The sequence below is a fragment of the Streptosporangium amethystogenes subsp. fukuiense genome (genome assembly GCF_042665875.1).
In the GTDB taxonomy this organism is placed as follows: domain Bacteria; phylum Actinomycetota; class Actinomycetes; order Streptosporangiales; family Streptosporangiaceae; genus Streptosporangium; species Streptosporangium fukuiense.
In genome coordinates this window covers 6,211,802-6,227,987 of sequence record NZ_JBHTEE010000001.1, presented here as the reverse complement: position 1 = coordinate 6,227,987, position 16,186 = coordinate 6,211,802, and the positions used below count along the sequence as shown (strand labels likewise).

Sequence of the window (16,186 nt, the reverse complement as noted above, 5' to 3'; positions counted from 1 at the left end):
AATGAGCCGCTCCGCCGTCCTGGTCGACGCTGACTGGGTCGAGGCCAATCTCGACACTCCCGGTGTCGTTCTCGTTGAAGTGGACGAGGATGCCAGCGCATACGACAAGGGCCACATCCGTGGCGCCGTGAAGGTCGACTGGAAGCAGGACCTGCAGGACCCGGTCCGCCGTGACTTCGTCGACCGCGAGGGCTTCGAGGCGCTGCTGTCCGCCCGGGGCATCGCGAACGACGACACCGTGGTCCTCTACGGTGGCAACAACAACTGGTTCGCCGCCTACGCGTACTGGTACTTCAAGCTGTACGGCCACGAGAACGTCAAGCTCCTCGACGGTGGCCGCAAGAAGTGGGAGCTTGACTCCCGCGAGCTGGTCAAGGACGTTCCCAGCCGTTCCGCCACCACCTACAAGGCCACGGAGCAGGACCTGTCCATCCGTGCCTTCCGCGACGAGGTCGTCGCCGCGATCGGCAAGCTCAACCTGGTCGACGTGCGCTCGCCCGACGAGTTCACCGGCAAGCTGCTCGCGCCCGCCCACCTCCCGCAGGAGGCGGCGCAGCGTGGTGGCCACGTGCCCACCGCGCGCAACATCCCGTGGTCGAAGACCGCCAACGACGACGGGACCTTCAAGTCCGACGAAGACCTCAAGGCCCTCTACGAGGGCGCCGGTGTCGACTTCGCCAAGGACACCATCGCCTACTGCCGCATCGGGGAGCGCTCGGCCCACTCGTGGTTCGTGCTGCACGAGATCCTCGACCAGGCCAGCGTCAAGAACTACGACGGTTCATGGACCGAGTACGGCTCGCTCATCGGCGTGCCGATCGAACTGGGAGAGGCTCGATAATGACTCAGGGTTGCGCTGCTCCGGAACAGACGGTTGCCCTTCCGGCCGGGATCGATCTTGCGAGCCAGGCCGTCATCCAGGGCGTGGTCACGGGCGCGGGCACGGCCTACGCCCGTCTGCTCGACCACTCCGGTGAGTTCACCGGCGAGGTCGTGGTGTCCGAGGAGGGAATCTTCCGCTTCTTCGCCGCCCCCGGTGACTGGACCGTCCGCATCATCGCGGGCGGCGGTGTCACCAAGGACATTCCGGCCCAGGCCCGCCTGGGTGAGGTCACCCAGCTCGCCGTGTCCGTCTGACCCTCGGGTCCGACGCACGCCGAGCCGGCTCGACAAGAGGGACCGGCACTCCCCCAGGGGAGTGCCGGTCTTTCTGTTAAGGCAGGTCAGCCGGCCAGCCGGTGCTCGACGCGGCGGAGGGTGTCGAGGTATTCGGGCTCGGGGGACATGGCCGCGGCCAGCCGCAGGTGTGGCAGGGCCTCGGGGTGGCGGTTGGCGCGTTCGAGGGTCCTGCCCAGCAGGAACCGGGCGTAGTGGTCACCGGGAGTGCGCTCCAGCAGCGATTCCAGCGTCTCGCTCGCCCGGCCGAGCTGGGCCGAACCGAAGTAGGCGCGGGCCGCCAGCAGGCGGACGGCGGGATCATCGCCGTGCTCGGCCATCAGCGGCTCCAGGGTCCGCAGGGCACCGAGGGGGTCTCTGACATCCAGCAGGGTCTCGGCCTGGCGTAGCCACCTGACCTCGTCGGGGAGTTCCCGCCGGGGGGCGGCGTGCCGCACCAGGTCGGCGAGGACCTCGGGCGGTTGCGCGCCCGCGACCGCCGTGTCACCCACCACGAAGGTCGGCGAGGTGGCGATGCCGGCGGCCTTGCCGCGCAGCAGTTCGGAGCGGACCTCCGCCGCCCCGTCGCCGCGCTCCAGCGCCTCGGTCATGCCCCCGAGTCCGGCCTCGGCGGCGAGCGCCGCCAGCGTGTCGCGGTCTCCGATGTCGGAGCCCTCGATGAAGTGGGCACGCAGGATCCGCTCCACGACCGCGCCCTGGAGCGCCGCGCCGCCGCGGCCGTAGGCGAGGGCGATGACCCGGTGGGCGTCGAAGGTGTTCGCCCGCCACACGGCTCCCCAGCGCCGCCCGCCGTCGCCGGCGTGCTCGCCGATCCGCTCCGCGGCGGCGACACGTGAGACCCGGGCTCGGTTCTCGGCCGGGGACAGGACGGGGTGGCAGGCCCGCAGGGCCCCCTCGGCGACCGGGTCGCGAAGGGCGTCCCGCAGCGGCTCGGACCGCGCCGGAGCCATCGGGTCGATGAGGTACGGACGCCAGACGATCTCCACGTCCTCGCCGAGGTCGGCCTGCTCCAGACGTCGCTTGCCGATGTAGGCCCACGCGCAGACCATGTCGGCCCAGACTTCGATGCGCTTCATGGCCGCCATAACAAACGACAGGCGTCGTTTATTCGACAGGTGTCGTTTAGAGTCGACGGTGTGCCCGGAGACGATCCCAGAATTCGCAGAACCCGCGCCCTGCTGCGCTCCGCCGCCCTGGAGCTGGCCGCCGCACGGGATCCCGACTCGGTCACCGTCGCCGAGATCGCCCAGCTGGCCGGGGTGAACCGGGCCACGGTCTACGTTCACTACCGTGACCGCGACGATCTCGTGCTCGACGCCATGGAGGCCGCGATCAAGGAACTGGCCGCCGAGGCCGCGCGGTGTCCCTACCGGGAGCCGGGGCCGGTGCCGGCGCCGCTGGTCGCGCTGTTCGAGCACGTCGGTGAGCGAGCCCCGCTCTACCGGCGGATGCTCGGGCCCTCGGGCAGCGCCCGCTTCTGCGCGCGGCTGCGCGAGGCGTTGGCCGCGGAGCTGAGCGGTCCCTTCGCGGCGGGCTCCCGGCCCCCCGGGCACGACGAGGTGCCACCGGAGATCCATGCCCACCATGTGGCGGGCGCGCTGGTCGGGCTCTTCACGTACTGGCTGGGAGAGCGGCCGCCCCGCCCGGCCGAGGAGATCGCGGCGATGGCGTGGAACCTGATCCGCTGATCCGGACCCCGGTGGCCGGGAGCGGACGACACCGGTCCCTCGGGGAGGGAGCACGGGGGCGACGACGGTGATCGACGACGTCCGTCCCACCCGGCCCGTCGATCCCTCAAGTGGTGGTAAAGCCGGGGAAAATACAGCGGATTGCCGGGAACGCTGCCCGAATATGATGTCGAACTCTTACGCTGTCTCAGAGGCTTCCGATGAGCCCGATGGCGGAGGGGTTCCGTGGCGGACGTGCATCCCGAGCATGCGCAACTCCAGGCGGACCGGATCTACCTGGGCTGGCAGTATGCGCTGTTGCACCCGGATCCAGGTCCGGCTCCCAAGCGACCCTCGCCGGTGGAGAGTCCCGCGGAGCCCGTCGACCCCGAGTGGGTGCGCAGGGAGCGCCTCAACGAGGACCTGCTGAACCGGCCGGTCAAGATCGTCCGTGCTTTCATGGCCGCACTCGCCACGCTGATCCTCGTCCTCGGCCTCACCGAGATGCTGAGCTGGTCGTTCGCCGCCGTCGGGGTGATCGCCGCCGGTGGCATCGCGGTGTTCTGCAGCTACGCCGTCCACCAGGGCGACCGGGCGGTCCGCCACCGCATCAGGGAGCGGGAGGTGGCCGGTGACCGGCTACGGGAGGAGCGGGACAGGGAGCTCTTCGCCGCCCAGGAGGAGCACGCCGCACGCTACCGGGAGTGGGCCGAGAAGAAGGAGCGCCACGACCGCCAGCTGACCTGGTACGCGGTGGCCGTGCCCGACGAGATCGACCGGATCGACGTGGCCGGCGGCACGCTGCCCGGCTGGTCGGCGCTGATCACCCTGCTCGGCGCGACCCGCCTCTACAGCGGTGGCCACCTGACCGTGCTCGACCTGTCCGAGGGGGCGATCGCCAAGGACCTGATCGAGCTGGCGCGCAGGGGCGGTGACGACCCGCTGGTCTGGGTGCTGCCGGTCGACCTCGCCAAGCTCGACCTGGGGGCCACGCTGGCCCCCGAGGCGTTCGCCGACGTCCTCGCCCACGTCGTGAGCGTCAGCGAGGAGCACCGCACGACCAGGGACCTGTCGTTCGACAACGCGATCCTGGAGCGGGTGCTGGAAGTCCTCGGTGAGAGTGCCACGATCAACCAGGTCACCGCCGCGCTGCGGGCCCTGGCCCAGGTCGGCGACCCCCGGGAGGACCTGCGGTGCGGACTGATCACCGCCACCCAGCTGGAGCGGATCGGCACGCTTTTCGGCCGCGGCGTCAGCGACCGCGTGGTGATCGAGCGGGCCTGGGCGCTGGAGTCGCAGCTGCGCAAGCTGGAGACCCTCGGCTCGGAGGCGGTGCGCCTGCCGCCCGCCCGCCTGCGGGTCGTGTCGATGGACCGCCAGGCGGGCGTGTTCGGCAACCGTGTCCTCGGCACGTACGTGGCCACCGCGCTGACCCACATCCTGCGCCAGTCGCCCGCCTCCGAGCGGCCCTGGTATCACACGATCATCGTCGCGGGCGCGGACAAGCTCCGCGGTGACGTGCTGGACCGGCTCATGGACGCCTGCGAGACCTCCAGGACCGGGCTGGTGCTCACCTATCGCTCGCTGACCCCGACCGTGCGGGAACGGCTCGGGCGCGGGCACGCGGCGGTCGCGTTCATGCGGCTCGGCAACGCCGAGGACGCCCGGATCGCCAGCGAGCATGTCGGCACCGAGCACCGCCTGGAGCTCGCCCAGCTCACCGAGACGATCAGTGCCGCCGGGGCCGGCATGGACGGCGGCTACATCTCCACGGTCGGCCAGGCGGAGGAGGGTGACGACGAGCGCGACGTGAGCCGCGCGGACCTCAAGGAGGACATCACCTTCTCCACCGAGTGGGGCCGTCGCGCGACCAAGGCGATGGGGGAGACGGAGCGGGTGTTGCACCGTTCCCGGGAGTTCCTCGTCGAGCCTCACCAGCTCCAGCAGCTCCCCACCACCTCGGTGATCGTCACCGACGCCACCGCCCAGGGGCGCAGGGTCCGTCTCGCCGATGCCAATCCGGCCATACTGACCTTCCCCAAGACGACGCTGGGCGAGTTCGACGAGATCAAGGAAGCCGTGCTGGAGCGCGTACAGGAGAGTAAGGCCGAGCCACGCGAGCCGAGCCCGTTCGAGGACGCACCGCCCAACCTCGGCCCGCCCCCGGCGAGGCTCGACTGGCGCCGCCGCCAATGAGATCCGGGCCCGCGCCGCCGACGAGTCGGCGGGCGGGGATTCGGCCGGTGGGGATCCGGGTAGCGATGATCCCGTCGGGGACGGTATCGCCGGGCATGCCAACGGGGCGTCCGTATGTCGTAATGGGATGGTCAATGTGGAGGTGCGAGCCCCGAGTCAGGTTCGACCGTGGTTACGGGGGTGACCTACCCCCGATTACGCGTCGGCCGGTATGGCGGAGTGATCCGTGAAGCGTCAACCCTCCGGCCTGGAGCCGGGTCCCCCGGGTGGAGACCAAATGCAGCCAAGTGTGTCCCGTCCGCCCAACGCCCTGACCGGTCCCTGGTACAGAATCCAGGCGATCACAGCGCCCTCGCGCAGTTCCTCCGCCGAGTGGGACTTCGTCACGGTCCTGCCCGCCGTGCTCTCCACGGCCCAGCGCAACCGGCCCTTCGTGGTCGGCTGGCTCTCCCGGGGATCCGGCGCCCCGCTGGAGCTGATCACCAACGCGGGGCCGCTGACTCCGCCGCGCCCGCCCCGCAGGGCCGCCACCGAGGTCGAGCACGCCCCCGGGGGCCCCGAGCCGCTGCTCTTTCCCAGCGGCGCCCGTGGCGTCCGGATCGGCGACGAGTGGCTCCGCGACCTGTCCGACCTGGTGTGGACCGTCTGCCCCGGCCGGCAGGCCCCGCCGCTCGGCGGCCGTCGCGAGCCGGACGCCGACGAGATCAGGCGGCCCACGCTTTTCGAGTCGACGCTGGTCACGCTCATGTCCCGGCCGTTCGCCTGGCTGGTGGTGGCCGAGCAGACCGACCTGCTGGACGCCGAGGTCGCGCACCTGCGCACCCAGCTCAACGTGTTGCGGCAGTACGGCGACGCCTCCGAACGCTCCCGCTACGACGCGGAGCGGGCCGAGCGGCGCATGCAGGAACTGGACGCCTTCCGCGAGGCGGGGCTGTGGAACGTCCGATTGCTGGCCGGGGCCGCCGGCCCCGAGGAACTGCGCCAGATCGCCCCGGTGCTCGTCGGCTCCGCCGAGATGAGCCACCACCCCTACCGCCTGCGCAGCGCGCTGTCCGGTCCCGTACACGGTTTCGCCGAGGCGCTGGCGGTGACCCTGCAGGATCCGGCGGACGGTGCCGCCGCCCCGTTCGCGGCCACCGCCGGGGCGCTCGCCGCTCTCGCCGGGCTGCCGCACCGGGAGGTGCCCGGGGTACGGGTGCTCGACGCAGGCTTCTTCGACGTGACCAGCGAGGCCGACAGCGCGCCCGGCGCGTCGGCCGTCGAGCTCGGGGCCATCCTCGACGGCCAGGACAGGCCGGTCGGCTCGTTCAGGGTCCCGCTGGCCACTCTCAACCGGCACGCGTTCGTCACCGGCGCCACCGGCTCCGGCAAGTCCCAGACCGTCAGGCACCTGCTGGAGGCGCTCACCGGCGCCGGCGTCCCGTGGCTGGCCATCGAGCCGGCGAAGTCCGAGTACGCCTCGATGGGCGGCCGGATCGAGCACCTCGCCCCGGTGACCGTGATCAACCCGTCCGCCCCGGAGAGCGTGCCGTTCAGTGTGAACCCGCTCGCTCCCGAACCCGGCTATCCGGTCCAGGCCCACATCGACATGGTCCGGGCGCTGTTCATGGCGGCCTTCGACGCCGAGGAGCCGTTCCCGCAGATCATGTCGCTCGCCCTGCAGCGGGTGTACGAGGCCAACGGGTGGGACGTGGTCACCGGCTGGGCCGCTCCCGGCGCCGCCGTGCGGCCCGCCGTGCCGACCCTCGAACAGCTGCAGCGGCACGCGATGGAGGTGATCAAGGAGATCGGCTACGGGCGGGAGGTCCAGGCCGATGTGGAGGGCTTCATCTCGCTGCGGTTGCGGTCGCTCCGGGTCGGCTCCGCCGGCCGGTTCTTCGAGGGCGGGCACCCCGCCGACATCGGCGACCTGCTCCAGCGCAACGTGGTGCTCGCGATCGAGGACGTCGCCAACGACGAGGACAAGGCGTTCCTGATGGGCACGCTGATCATCCGGATCGTGGAGCACCTGCGGATGCGGGCCAGGAAGGAGCGGAGCAGCGGGCTGAAGCACGTCATCGTGATCGAGGAGGCGCACCGGCTGCTCCGCGACCGGGGCGCGGGGCGGGCCAGCACGCACGCCGTCGAGCTCCTGGCGGGCATGCTCGCCGAGATCCGCGCGTACGGCGAGGGCATCGTGGTCGCCGAGCAGATTCCTACGAAACTGGTCTCCGACGTCGTGAAGAACACCGCGCTGAAGGTCATCCACAGGCTCCCCGCCGAGGACGACCGCCGGTTGGTCGGGGCGGCGACGAACCTGAGCGAGGAACAGTCCCGGCAGGTCGTCTCGCTCCCGCCCGGCGTCGCCGCGGTCTTCGCCGACGGCATGGACCGGCCGCTCCGCATCCAGGTGCCGCTGGGCGAGGACCGTGAGCGCCCGGTCCCCGGCCACACGCCGCCCATCTGCGGCCGCCGCTCGGCGGCGTGCGGGCAGGAGTGCCGCAACGGCCGGGCGTGCACGCTGGTCGAGCTGCGCGAGGCGGACCTGCTCGCCGAGGCGCCCGAGTGGGCCTGGCTGCGGATCTGGACGGACACGCTGGTGCTGGCGTTCTGTACCAACAGGCCGGCGCCCGGGGTGCCCCGGGCGCTGGCCGACCTCTGGGCGGAGCTCCCGGCACGACGGCGCGAATGCCTGCTGGCCACCACCGCCGAACGGTGCGTGGGCCGCCGCGCGTGGTCGCTGCGCACCGTCCACGACCCGGCCACGCTGACCGAGCAGGTCGCCGCGATCGCGACCAGGCTGCTCGGTCCCGACCGCGACCCCGGCGAGCGTCCCGGGCCCGCCTGGGTCATTCCGCAGGTCAGGTGGCTGCACGAGGTGGACCGGCTCTTCCCGCACGGTCAGCCCGCGCCCAACCCGCGCGGCTCCGCGCCGGTCATGGAGTACGCCCTGTTCAACCGTCCCGCGGGCGGCCCCGAGCTGCTCGGCCACCGGGCCAAGGCGCTCCGCCACCACCCGCTCTCCATGGAGGTGGACCGCAACCGGGAACTGGCCTGGCGGGTGATCCTCGGCGACGACGAGCGCGAGAGTGTGGAGCGCGACATCCTCACGGTCACCATCGGCATCGACCCGGCCGAGCGGCTCCGGCACGTGGCCCAGACGATGGGGGCGGGCTGGCTGGAGAGCGTGCTGTCCTGGCCGCACCGGTTCGTGCTGCCGTTCGACGCCGATTCGCAGGAACCCGTCGAACTCGTCTTCGCCGAGCAGTGAGATGTGGCCGGGGGACATCCGGCCACATTTCCCGCTGTGGAGCCTGGGGAGTTCGTTCCCGCCGTATGGTGAGAACGGTCTGGTCTGCGGCCTTCACCCCGCACCGGCCGGGGCGTGTGACGTGCCGCCCGGGGGTTGGGGTGCCGAAGCCCGGCTAAGATCTGCGGCATGAACGATTCGGCGATTCCGGCTCCGCGGCCGGGCCGGCAGGCCGCCGGGTCGTCCCGCGAACGGTCGCCACGCGAGGAGACGGCATGACTCAGCTTCCGCTGCGGGCGCAGCTCGCCACCGCTCTCGGCCGGACGGCCGCGACCCTGTCCCGGGTCACCGGACGCGGAGACGGGTCGGTGATCGGAGGCCGGGTCAGCATGCTCCTGGAGCCCGACCTGCTGCGCAAGCTGGCACGTGACCGCAAGCTCGCGCTGGTGAGCGCGACCAACGGCAAGACCACGACGACCCGCCTGATCACCTCCGCACTGTCGGATCTCGGCGACGTCGCCACCAACGCCTTCGGCGCCAACATGCCCGCCGGGCACGTCTCGGCGCTGTCGTCGGCCAAGCACGCCCCGTACGGGGTGCTTGAGGTCGACGAGAAGTACCTGCCCGAGGTGATCGACACCACCGGCGCCGGGGTCATCTGCCTGATGAACCTCAGCCGGGACCAGATGGACCGGGCGGGCGAGATTTGGCTGCTCGCCCAGAAGTGGCGGCGGGCGCTGGCCGGCAAGAACACCCATGTGATCGCCAATGCCGACGACCCGCTGGTGACCTGGGGCGCCTCCACCGCGGCCTCGGTCACCTGGGTGTCGGCCGGGCAGCCGTGGAAGGAGGACTCCTGGTGCTGCCCCGAGTGCGGCGGCCCCCTCGACCGCAAGGGCATGGAGTACGTTCCGCCGGGCAGCCTCGGCTCCGGTGCCTCCTCGCAGGCCGGGGAGAACGACTGGGCCTGCCGCGAGTGCACCTTCCGGCGGCCTGAGCCGTCCTGGGTGCTCGACGACGACGCGGTGATCGACCCGCGCGGACAGCGCTGGGTGCTGGACATCCAGCTCCCCGGGCGGGCCAACCGGGCCAACGCGGCGATAGCGCTGGCCACCGCCGAGGCGTTCGGGCTGCCGGTCGAACGGGCACTGCCCCGGCTGCGCGAGGTCAGGTCGGTCGCCGGCCGTTACACCACCGTGGAGCGCGGCGGACGGCACGCCCGGTTGCTGCTGGCCAAGAACCCGGCCGGCTGGCTGGAGGCCTTCGACGTGCTCGACTCCTCGCTGCCGGTGATCCTCTCGGTCAACGCCCAGGGCCCCGACGGCCGCGACACCTCATGGCTGTGGGATGTCGACTACCGCGTGCTGCGCGGCCGGCCGGTCTTCGTGACCGGCGAGCGGCGGCTCGACCTCGCGCTCCGGCTGGATGTGGCGGACGTGCCGTTCCAACTGGCCGGATCGTTCGAGCAGGCGCTCGGCGCGCAACCGCCGGGCAAGGTCGACGTGATCGCCAATTACACCGCCTTCCAGCAGATTCGATCGGAGTTCGGTCGTGCAGTCTGACAGCGCTCTACGCCTTGTCTGGATCTATCCGGACCTGTTGAGCACGTACGGCGACCAGGGCAACGTCCTGGTCCTGGAGCAGCGCGCCCGGCGCCGCGGCATCCCGGTCGAGACCGTGCACGTGCGCTCGGCCGACCCGGTCCCGGAGAGCGGTGACATCTACCTGATCGGCGGCGGCGAGGACCGGCCGCAGATCCTGGCCTCCGAGCGGCTTCGGCGTGACGGCGGCCTGCACCGGGCCATCCAGCGGGGCGCGGCCCTGCTGGCCGTGTGCGCGGGCTACCAGATCATGGGCACCACCTTCGGCGGCGAGGAGGGGCAGCCGGTCGACGGCATCGGCCTGATCGACATCTCCAGTGGCCGCGGCGCGGGCCGGGCCGTCGGCGAACTGGCCGGGGAGGCGGACCCGGCGCTCGGCATCCCGACGCTGACCGGCTTCGAGAACCACATGGGCGTCACCCGGCTCGGACCCGGTGTCCGGCCACTGGCGCATACGGCGGTCGGCACGGGTAACGGCGACGGCACCGAGGGCTGCTACATCGGCAAGATCGTCGGCACCTACCTGCACGGTCCGGCGCTCGCCCGTAACCCCGGCCTCGCCGACCTGCTGCTCACCTGGGCGGTGGGTGCCCAGTTGCCGCCGATCGACGACTCCTGGTTCGAGCGCCTCCGCGAGGAGCGCCTGGCCGCGGTGCTACCCGGCTGACGCCGGAAACCGGCCGTCCGGCATTGCCGGGCGGCCGGAGGACGCGTTCAGTAGACGAGAGCCTGGACGCCTTCGCCCAGGACCTCCTCGACGAACGTGGGGGCGCCCGCGATGCGAATGCCCTGGATCACGTCGTCGACCGTTATGTCGCGCCGAGCCGCGCACTGGGTGCACAGCGTCACCCTGCCGCCGGCGAGCACCGCGTCGAGCAGGTCGCCGAGCTGGACGGCGTGCGGGAGGCTGAACTCCTTCGCCCGTCCGGGGAGGGCGAACCACGAGGACTCGCCGGTCAGCCAGAGCGAGACGGGGACTCCGCTCGCCAACGCCGCCGCGGCCACCGTGAACGCCTGGTTGCAGCGCTCGGGTGAGTCTTCGCCGGCGGTAACCTTGATCACCAGTGATCGTGCCATGCCCGAAGCCTATGCGGGTCCGCCTCGCGGGCGCGAACCATATCAGGGCGGCTCCGGGCCGTGTTTCCCGGATTTCTCGCCCACTCGTCGCACTGCCACCGGTCGGCGCGGCACGCCGCCGCTCCCTTCGCCGTCCTGCCGGTGCCGTGACCGGGAACGATCAATGGGTTCGGGGGAGCCGTGGACATCCTGATCGGCACCAGGATGTGCGGAAGCCACGGTGGATCGTGCGCCGTCGGAGCGGCCGATCGCTCTCACCCGTGGCCTGACGGCTCCCGGTCCAGTGATCGTTTCGGTCGCGGCGGCGCGCAGCCGCCGCGTTCCGCGAAACCCGTTGAACGGACGGCAGGCGAACGACCACGATGACCCTCATGGACCTCGTATCCTCCCTGCCCGCCTTCGTGCTGGCCGTGGTGCTGATCTCCGCCTCGCCCGGCCCGGCGATGGCGCTGATCCTGCGCCGTGCGGCCCTGCGCGGCTTCTCCGGCGCGGTGCCCACGGTGCTGGGCCTGGAGGCCGGCCTGTATCTGTGGGCGTTGCTCGCCGCCGCCGGGCTCGCCGCCCTGGTGGCCGCCTCCGAGGTGGCCTTCCTCGTCCTGCGCGTGGTGGGCGCGGGCTTCCTGCTGTACCTCGGGATCAGGGCCTGGCGCTCAGCGTGGCGCGGGCGGGGAACGAGCGGGGCGGACGAGGAGGTCGCGGTCGCGGACCCGGCGCCCGGGGCGGCGCTGACCTGGTGGAAGGCGTTCGGCGAGGGATCGGTGGTGATGCTGGCCAACCCGAAGGCCGCCGCCTTCATGATCGCGCTCTATCCACAGTTCGTACCGGCCGGCCGGCCGCTGTTCGCCACGACCGCGCTGCTCGCCGTGCTCCAGGTGGTCATCGAGACCCTCCTGTATCTGGCGCTGGCGGCCGTGGTCGGGCGGGCCGGCACGTGGTTCCGCCGCCCGGTGGTCCGGCGTCGGCTGGACGCGGTCAGCGGCACGGTCCTTGTCACCCTCGGCCTGCGGGTGGCCGTCGAGAGCCGTTGACGCGCCCGCGCCGGAGCCGGGCGAGCGTCCGACCGGCCCTCGCCACGGCGAGTGTCGCGCGACAGGGCCTAGGCTCGGACCCATGGACGTTCCCGAACTGCATCCCGATCTTGAGCCGATCGCCTTCCTCGTGGGCGTGTGGGAAGGCGCCGGAGTCGGGGGATATCCGACGATCGAGAGTTTCAACTTCGGCCAGGAAATCGTCTTCGGCCACAACGGCAAGCCGTTCCTGACCTACAGCAGCCGCACCTGGCTGCTCGACGAGGCGGGCGAGAAGGTCCGTCCGCTGGGCGTCGAGACCGGTTTCTGGCGCCAGCTCCCCGGGCGCCAGCTGGAGGTGTGCCTGTCACATCCCACGGGCATCGTGGAGGTCTACGTCGGCGAGGTGGTCTTTCACAAGATCGAACTGCACACCGACGTGGTGGCCCGCACCGCCACCGCCAAGGAGTACACCGGAGGCCACCGCCTCTACGGCCTGGTCAACGGCAACCTGATGTGGGCGTACGACATGGCTGCCATGGGGCAGCCGCTCCAGTCCCACATCTCGGCCGAGCTCAAGCGGGTCGGTGACTTCGCTCCCGACGCCGGGTGAATCCCCGAAGGCGAGCCGGGCGCCCGATGAGCGCTCCTGCCCGTACCCGGGGGTGGCGGAGGCGGGGCGCTGACTAGGCTCTGGGAAATGAGCACTCCCTTCCCTCCCGAAGCGGTCGAGGCCATCAAGCGCCACATGAACGACGACCACGCTGACGACGCGCTACTGATCTGCAGGGGCCTCGGCGGGCAGCCCGAGGCCACCGGCGCGACGACGACCGGTGTCGACGCCGAGGCGATCGAGTTCGCCGCCGTGGTCGGCGGACGTGAGATTCCGGTCCGGGTTCCGTGGAGCACCACACTGACCGAACGCGCGCAGGTCCGTACGGAGGTCGTCCGCCTCTATCGGGACGCCTGCGCGGCCCTTGGCGTCCCCGCCCGCGGCGAGCACTGACCGGGAGTCACCTCGGTCCGGGACCCCGTCGGCCGACGCCGGGCGCGGCGATGGTGCGGATCGGCGGCGGACCGGTCACCCGAGCCGATCCCGGTCGCGGACCTTCGCTTTCCACTGCCTCGGGGCACCGCCCGGAGACGCCGGTCGGGAGCCGGGGCCGGTGATTACGGCGTCGGCCGGGGGTTTTATTCGGATGACCTTATTCGCGGGATTTTCCTGGTCTTTCTCGCCCTGAATGGATTTTCACCCGGAACTTCCAGCTGGAGGAGCTTGCAAAGGGGCGAGTCCGAAAACAGGAGAGGCTGATGGGGCGTTGGTGACAGTCGGGTCAATGTCAGGACTGATCGCAGTATTCGTGGAAAGCTCCCAGATGCTGAAATTTCCTGAAATAAGGAGGCGCGGTGAAACCGCGAGCCCTTGTGCTGGCGCCGATGCGAGGTCCGGAGTGGGACCGTCTGAGAAAGCTGATCGACGTCCACTACGACCCGGCTGAGCACAGTCCGCACCAGGCCGCCGATCTCGCCCGGCAGCTCGTGGACACCGGGGCGCGCATCCTCATCACCGAGTCCGACGAGGTCGCGGGCCCGGTGCTGGATCTTCCCCTGCTCGTGGTGGGCTGTGCCCGCGGCGACGCGGGGAACGTGGACCTCGGCACGGCCACCGACAGGGGGATTCCCGTGGTCTGCGCCCCGGGGCGCGACGCCGACGCGGTGGCCGAGCTCACCCTCGCCCTGATCCTCGCGGTGACCCGCCGGGTGGCGGTCGGCGACCGGGAGATCCGCCGCCATGGCACGGTCTCCTACCGGCGGCACCGCGCGTGGGAGCTCGCGGGCCGGACCGTCGGCCTGATCGGCTACGGGGCGGTCGGCCACGCGGTGGCCTGGCGGATGAGGGGGCTGGGCATGCGCGTCATGGTCTACGACCCCGAGGCGGCGGAGAACCGGTACGGTCTCGACGTCCTGCTGGCCCAGGCCGACGTCGTCTCGGTACACGCCCACGCGTCCGCGGGACCGCTGATCGGCGCTGTGGAGTTCGCCGCGATGAGGGCCGGTGCGATCTTCGTCAACACCTCCGACGCGGCCCTGCACGACATGGACGCCCTCGTCGGAGCGTTGAGGGCGGGCCATCTGGGCGGCGCGGCCCTCGACAGGTTCGCCGGGGACTGGCTCGACCCGTCCCACCCGCTCGCCGACATGGACAACGTGGTGCTCACCCCGCACCTGGGCTCGGGGACCTACGACACCGAGATCAACCACACCCGGATGATCTGCGAGGACATCGTCAGGATCCTGGGCGGGGAAAGCCCGCTGCACTGCGCCAACCCCGGCTTTCGGCGGTGACCTCAGGCCCCTTCGCCCCGGGGGTGTCACGGTCCCGGGTTCGTGCGCCGCGGCCTGACGGGGGGCGTACGAGAAAAGGCGCGTCCCTGCCCGGGGGAGGGACTGGAAAGAAGAGTGCCGGAAGGGGAAACCCCGGGCCACTTCCTCCTGGCTGAGCAGGAGGGCCGGTGGACCAAAGGCGGGATTGCCCGCCCCCGGCGGCCCGGGGTTCCGGTGATTGTCGTGGATTCGCCGAACGTCGCCAGACGCCCGGACAGAGTCCGGTCGCGGCGTCCTAGCGGACAGCCACCTCGCTAGCCCAACTATGATCAACCATTGTTCGGACCACCTCCTTTCGGCGTGCCCCGAGACTACAAACCCTGCCCTGCCAGAGCAAATGTTTTTCCGCCGCACCCGGCGCCGCCCACCCCTCAGCCCCGCCCGCACCTCCGAGCAGGGCCGATGGGAACAGGATGGGAACACCGCGTAAACGATCACGCTTCCTGCGCCTCCGACGACGGCCCCTGCACGAGCGTCAGCACCCGCTCCGCCGCGTCGTCGTGAACCGCCTGACGCACATGCGTGTACAGGTCATGAGTGATCCGCGTGTTCGCATGCCCCAGCTGCACCGAGACGACCTTGATATCCAACCCAGCCTCCAAACCCAGCGTCGCCGCGGTGTGCCGCCCATCGTGCAGCCGGATCACCGGCAGCCCCGCAGCGCGCGCCATCGCCTTGAACCCCTCGGTCACCCGCTCCGGAGACACCGGCCGACCATCCGGCCTGGCATGAATCAGATCATGGTCGGTGTACGCCGCCCCTGCAGCGAATCTCTGCCGCCGCTGCTCCGCACGCCATTCCACAAGCATCCGCGTCGTCTCCTCATCCAGCGACACGGTGCGCTTGCCGGCCTGAGACTTCGGGGTGTCGATGATGATGCGATCGCCGAGCTGGAGCACGGTCTGCACGATGCGCAGGCGCCCCGCCTCAGGGTCAAAGTCGCACCAGCGGCTCCCGCACGCCTCGCCGCGGCGCAGGCCGCGCAGGAGCGCGATGCGGTAGAGCAGGGCGAGCGGGTCGTCGCTAGAAGCTGCGAAGAGGAGGAAGTGCCGAACCTGCTCGGGCGACCACACCTTGGCGGGGGTGCGTTCGGCCGGCGGCAGCTCCACGCCGAGGCACGGGTTGAACTCCACCATGCGCCTGGTGACGGCCCAGTTGTAGGCGCTGCGTAGCGTCTGCAGGATGTGGTGTTGAGTCCGCAGGCCAACAACTTTGCTGCGCTTGCGCACATCCCCAGCCAGGTAGGGGGCGCGGGCCTCTTCCTTGGCTGCGATGATCTCGCTGTTCCACTCCTCGATCGTGTCGAACAGGCTGTCGACGTGCGCTGCACGGAGACGACTGCGGGGGATGTCGCCGAGCTGAGGGATCAGGTAGTGGTCCAGGCGTTGGCGCCAGGATCGCCGTGAGGACTCCTTCTTGGCGCGTTTGCCGCTGTACCAGTCTTCTAGCAGTTCGGCGACGGTGCCCTCAGAGGCGGCGAGTTCGACGCCCATCCGCAGCTTGCGGCGCACGGTTTCGACATCGGGGAAGTCTTGGCCACGCTTGGTGTCGAAGATGAGGTCGCCGATGCGGCGGCGCATCAACTCGTCGTCGCGGGCGAGTTTGACCAGGTCGGCGACATGGTCGAATGCCTTTTCTGCTGCGGCTTGTGTGGGGTAGCCGAACCGCTTGAGCTGGCGGTTGAGTCGGGCGGTGGTGTCGAGGCGTGTGGTGAAGCCGGTCGTGCCGTGTCGCCGTTTGGACAGGTCTGGGCACTTTGAGTCGAGGGGTTTGCCTGTGTTGGGGTCTTTGCAGCCGCATCGTTTGGAGTACGACGCTTTTAGGACGCGTTGGCTGGTGGACACAGGC

14 protein-coding genes are annotated in these 16,186 nt (G+C 70.9%); 11 read left to right on the top strand and 3 right to left on the bottom strand.

The annotated features are described in order from the left end of the window. Position 1: 1 nt before the first annotated feature. Positions 2-841: a sulfurtransferase gene (locus ACFQVD_RS27020; RefSeq protein WP_343981707.1), complete on the top strand. Its 840-nt coding sequence runs from the start codon at positions 2-4 to the stop codon at positions 839-841. Then, positions 784-1,137, top strand: coding sequence for a DUF1416 domain-containing protein (locus ACFQVD_RS27015; RefSeq protein WP_386272357.1), 354 nt, complete (start codon positions 784-786; stop codon positions 1,135-1,137). The genes ACFQVD_RS27020 and ACFQVD_RS27015 overlap by 58 nt, the downstream gene beginning before the upstream one ends. An 86-nt stretch (positions 1,138-1,223) precedes the next feature. Here the strand turns inward: ACFQVD_RS27015 and ACFQVD_RS27010 are convergent, their stop codons facing one another. Further along, positions 1,224-2,252 (bottom strand): DsbA family protein, encoded by a 1,029-nt coding sequence (locus ACFQVD_RS27010; RefSeq protein ID WP_343981714.1) that lies wholly within the window; start codon positions 2,250-2,252, stop codon positions 1,224-1,226. A gap of 60 nt (positions 2,253-2,312) precedes the next feature. Here ACFQVD_RS27010 and ACFQVD_RS27005 point away from each other — a divergent pair, with 60 nt between their 5' ends. The 5 genes from ACFQVD_RS27005 to ACFQVD_RS26985 all read left to right on the top strand — a co-directional run bounded on the left by ACFQVD_RS27005 (position 2,313) and on the right by ACFQVD_RS26985 (position 10,536). Next, a complete protein-coding gene (locus ACFQVD_RS27005; RefSeq protein ID WP_343981717.1) occupies positions 2,313-2,864 on the top strand; it encodes a TetR/AcrR family transcriptional regulator in 552 nt (183 codons plus the stop codon). A 225-nt stretch (positions 2,865-3,089) separates the two neighbouring features. Further along, positions 3,090-5,039: a hypothetical protein gene (locus ACFQVD_RS27000; protein ID WP_343981719.1), complete on the top strand. Its 1,950-nt coding sequence runs from the start codon at positions 3,090-3,092 to the stop codon at positions 5,037-5,039. A 277-nt stretch (positions 5,040-5,316) separates the two neighbouring features. Beyond that, complete coding sequence (locus ACFQVD_RS26995) at positions 5,317-8,289, top strand: ATP-binding protein (protein ID WP_343981722.1); 2,973 nt, start codon at positions 5,317-5,319, stop codon at positions 8,287-8,289. Between the two features lie 254 nt (positions 8,290-8,543). Continuing rightward, positions 8,544-9,830, top strand: coding sequence for a MurT ligase domain-containing protein (locus ACFQVD_RS26990; protein ID WP_343981725.1), 1,287 nt, complete (start codon positions 8,544-8,546; stop codon positions 9,828-9,830). Beyond that, positions 9,820-10,536 carry a type 1 glutamine amidotransferase gene (locus ACFQVD_RS26985; RefSeq protein ID WP_343981728.1) on the top strand — a complete coding sequence of 239 codons (717 nt, stop codon included), beginning with the start codon at positions 9,820-9,822 and terminating at the stop codon, positions 10,534-10,536. Before ACFQVD_RS26990 ends, ACFQVD_RS26985 begins: the two co-directional genes overlap by 11 nt. A gap of 47 nt (positions 10,537-10,583) precedes the next feature. Here ACFQVD_RS26985 and ACFQVD_RS26980 read toward each other — a convergent pair whose 3' ends face one another. Next, the gene (locus tag ACFQVD_RS26980; RefSeq protein WP_343981731.1) at positions 10,584-10,946 is read right to left on the bottom strand and encodes a DsrE family protein; all 363 of its coding nucleotides are present in this window, start codon (positions 10,944-10,946) and stop codon (positions 10,584-10,586) included. A gap of 371 nt (positions 10,947-11,317) precedes the next feature. On the opposite strand from ACFQVD_RS26980, the gene ACFQVD_RS26975 reads away from it, so the two are divergent. The 4 genes from ACFQVD_RS26975 to ACFQVD_RS26960 all read left to right on the top strand — a co-directional run bounded on the left by ACFQVD_RS26975 (position 11,318) and on the right by ACFQVD_RS26960 (position 14,299). After that, positions 11,318-11,974, top strand: coding sequence for a LysE family translocator (locus tag ACFQVD_RS26975; RefSeq protein WP_343981735.1), 657 nt, complete (start codon positions 11,318-11,320; stop codon positions 11,972-11,974). Between the two features lie 82 nt (positions 11,975-12,056). Further along, the gene (locus ACFQVD_RS26970; protein WP_343981739.1) at positions 12,057-12,566 is read left to right on the top strand and encodes an FABP family protein; all 510 of its coding nucleotides are present in this window, start codon (positions 12,057-12,059) and stop codon (positions 12,564-12,566) included. Positions 12,567-12,653: 87 nt separating this feature from the next. Then, on the top strand, positions 12,654-12,959 hold the full coding sequence (locus tag ACFQVD_RS26965) for a DUF2470 domain-containing protein (protein ID WP_343981742.1): 306 nt from the start codon (positions 12,654-12,656) through the stop codon (positions 12,957-12,959). Between the two features lie 401 nt (positions 12,960-13,360). Beyond that, positions 13,361-14,299 (top strand): NAD(P)-dependent oxidoreductase, encoded by a 939-nt coding sequence (locus tag ACFQVD_RS26960; RefSeq protein ID WP_343981745.1) that lies wholly within the window; start codon positions 13,361-13,363, stop codon positions 14,297-14,299. Positions 14,300-14,772: 473 nt separating this feature from the next. Here ACFQVD_RS26960 and ACFQVD_RS26955 read toward each other — a convergent pair whose 3' ends face one another. After that, entirely contained in the window at positions 14,773-16,182 is a 1,410-nt protein-coding gene (locus ACFQVD_RS26955; RefSeq protein ID WP_343981747.1) for a tyrosine-type recombinase/integrase, read from the bottom strand. Positions 16,183-16,186: the final 4 nt, after the last annotated feature.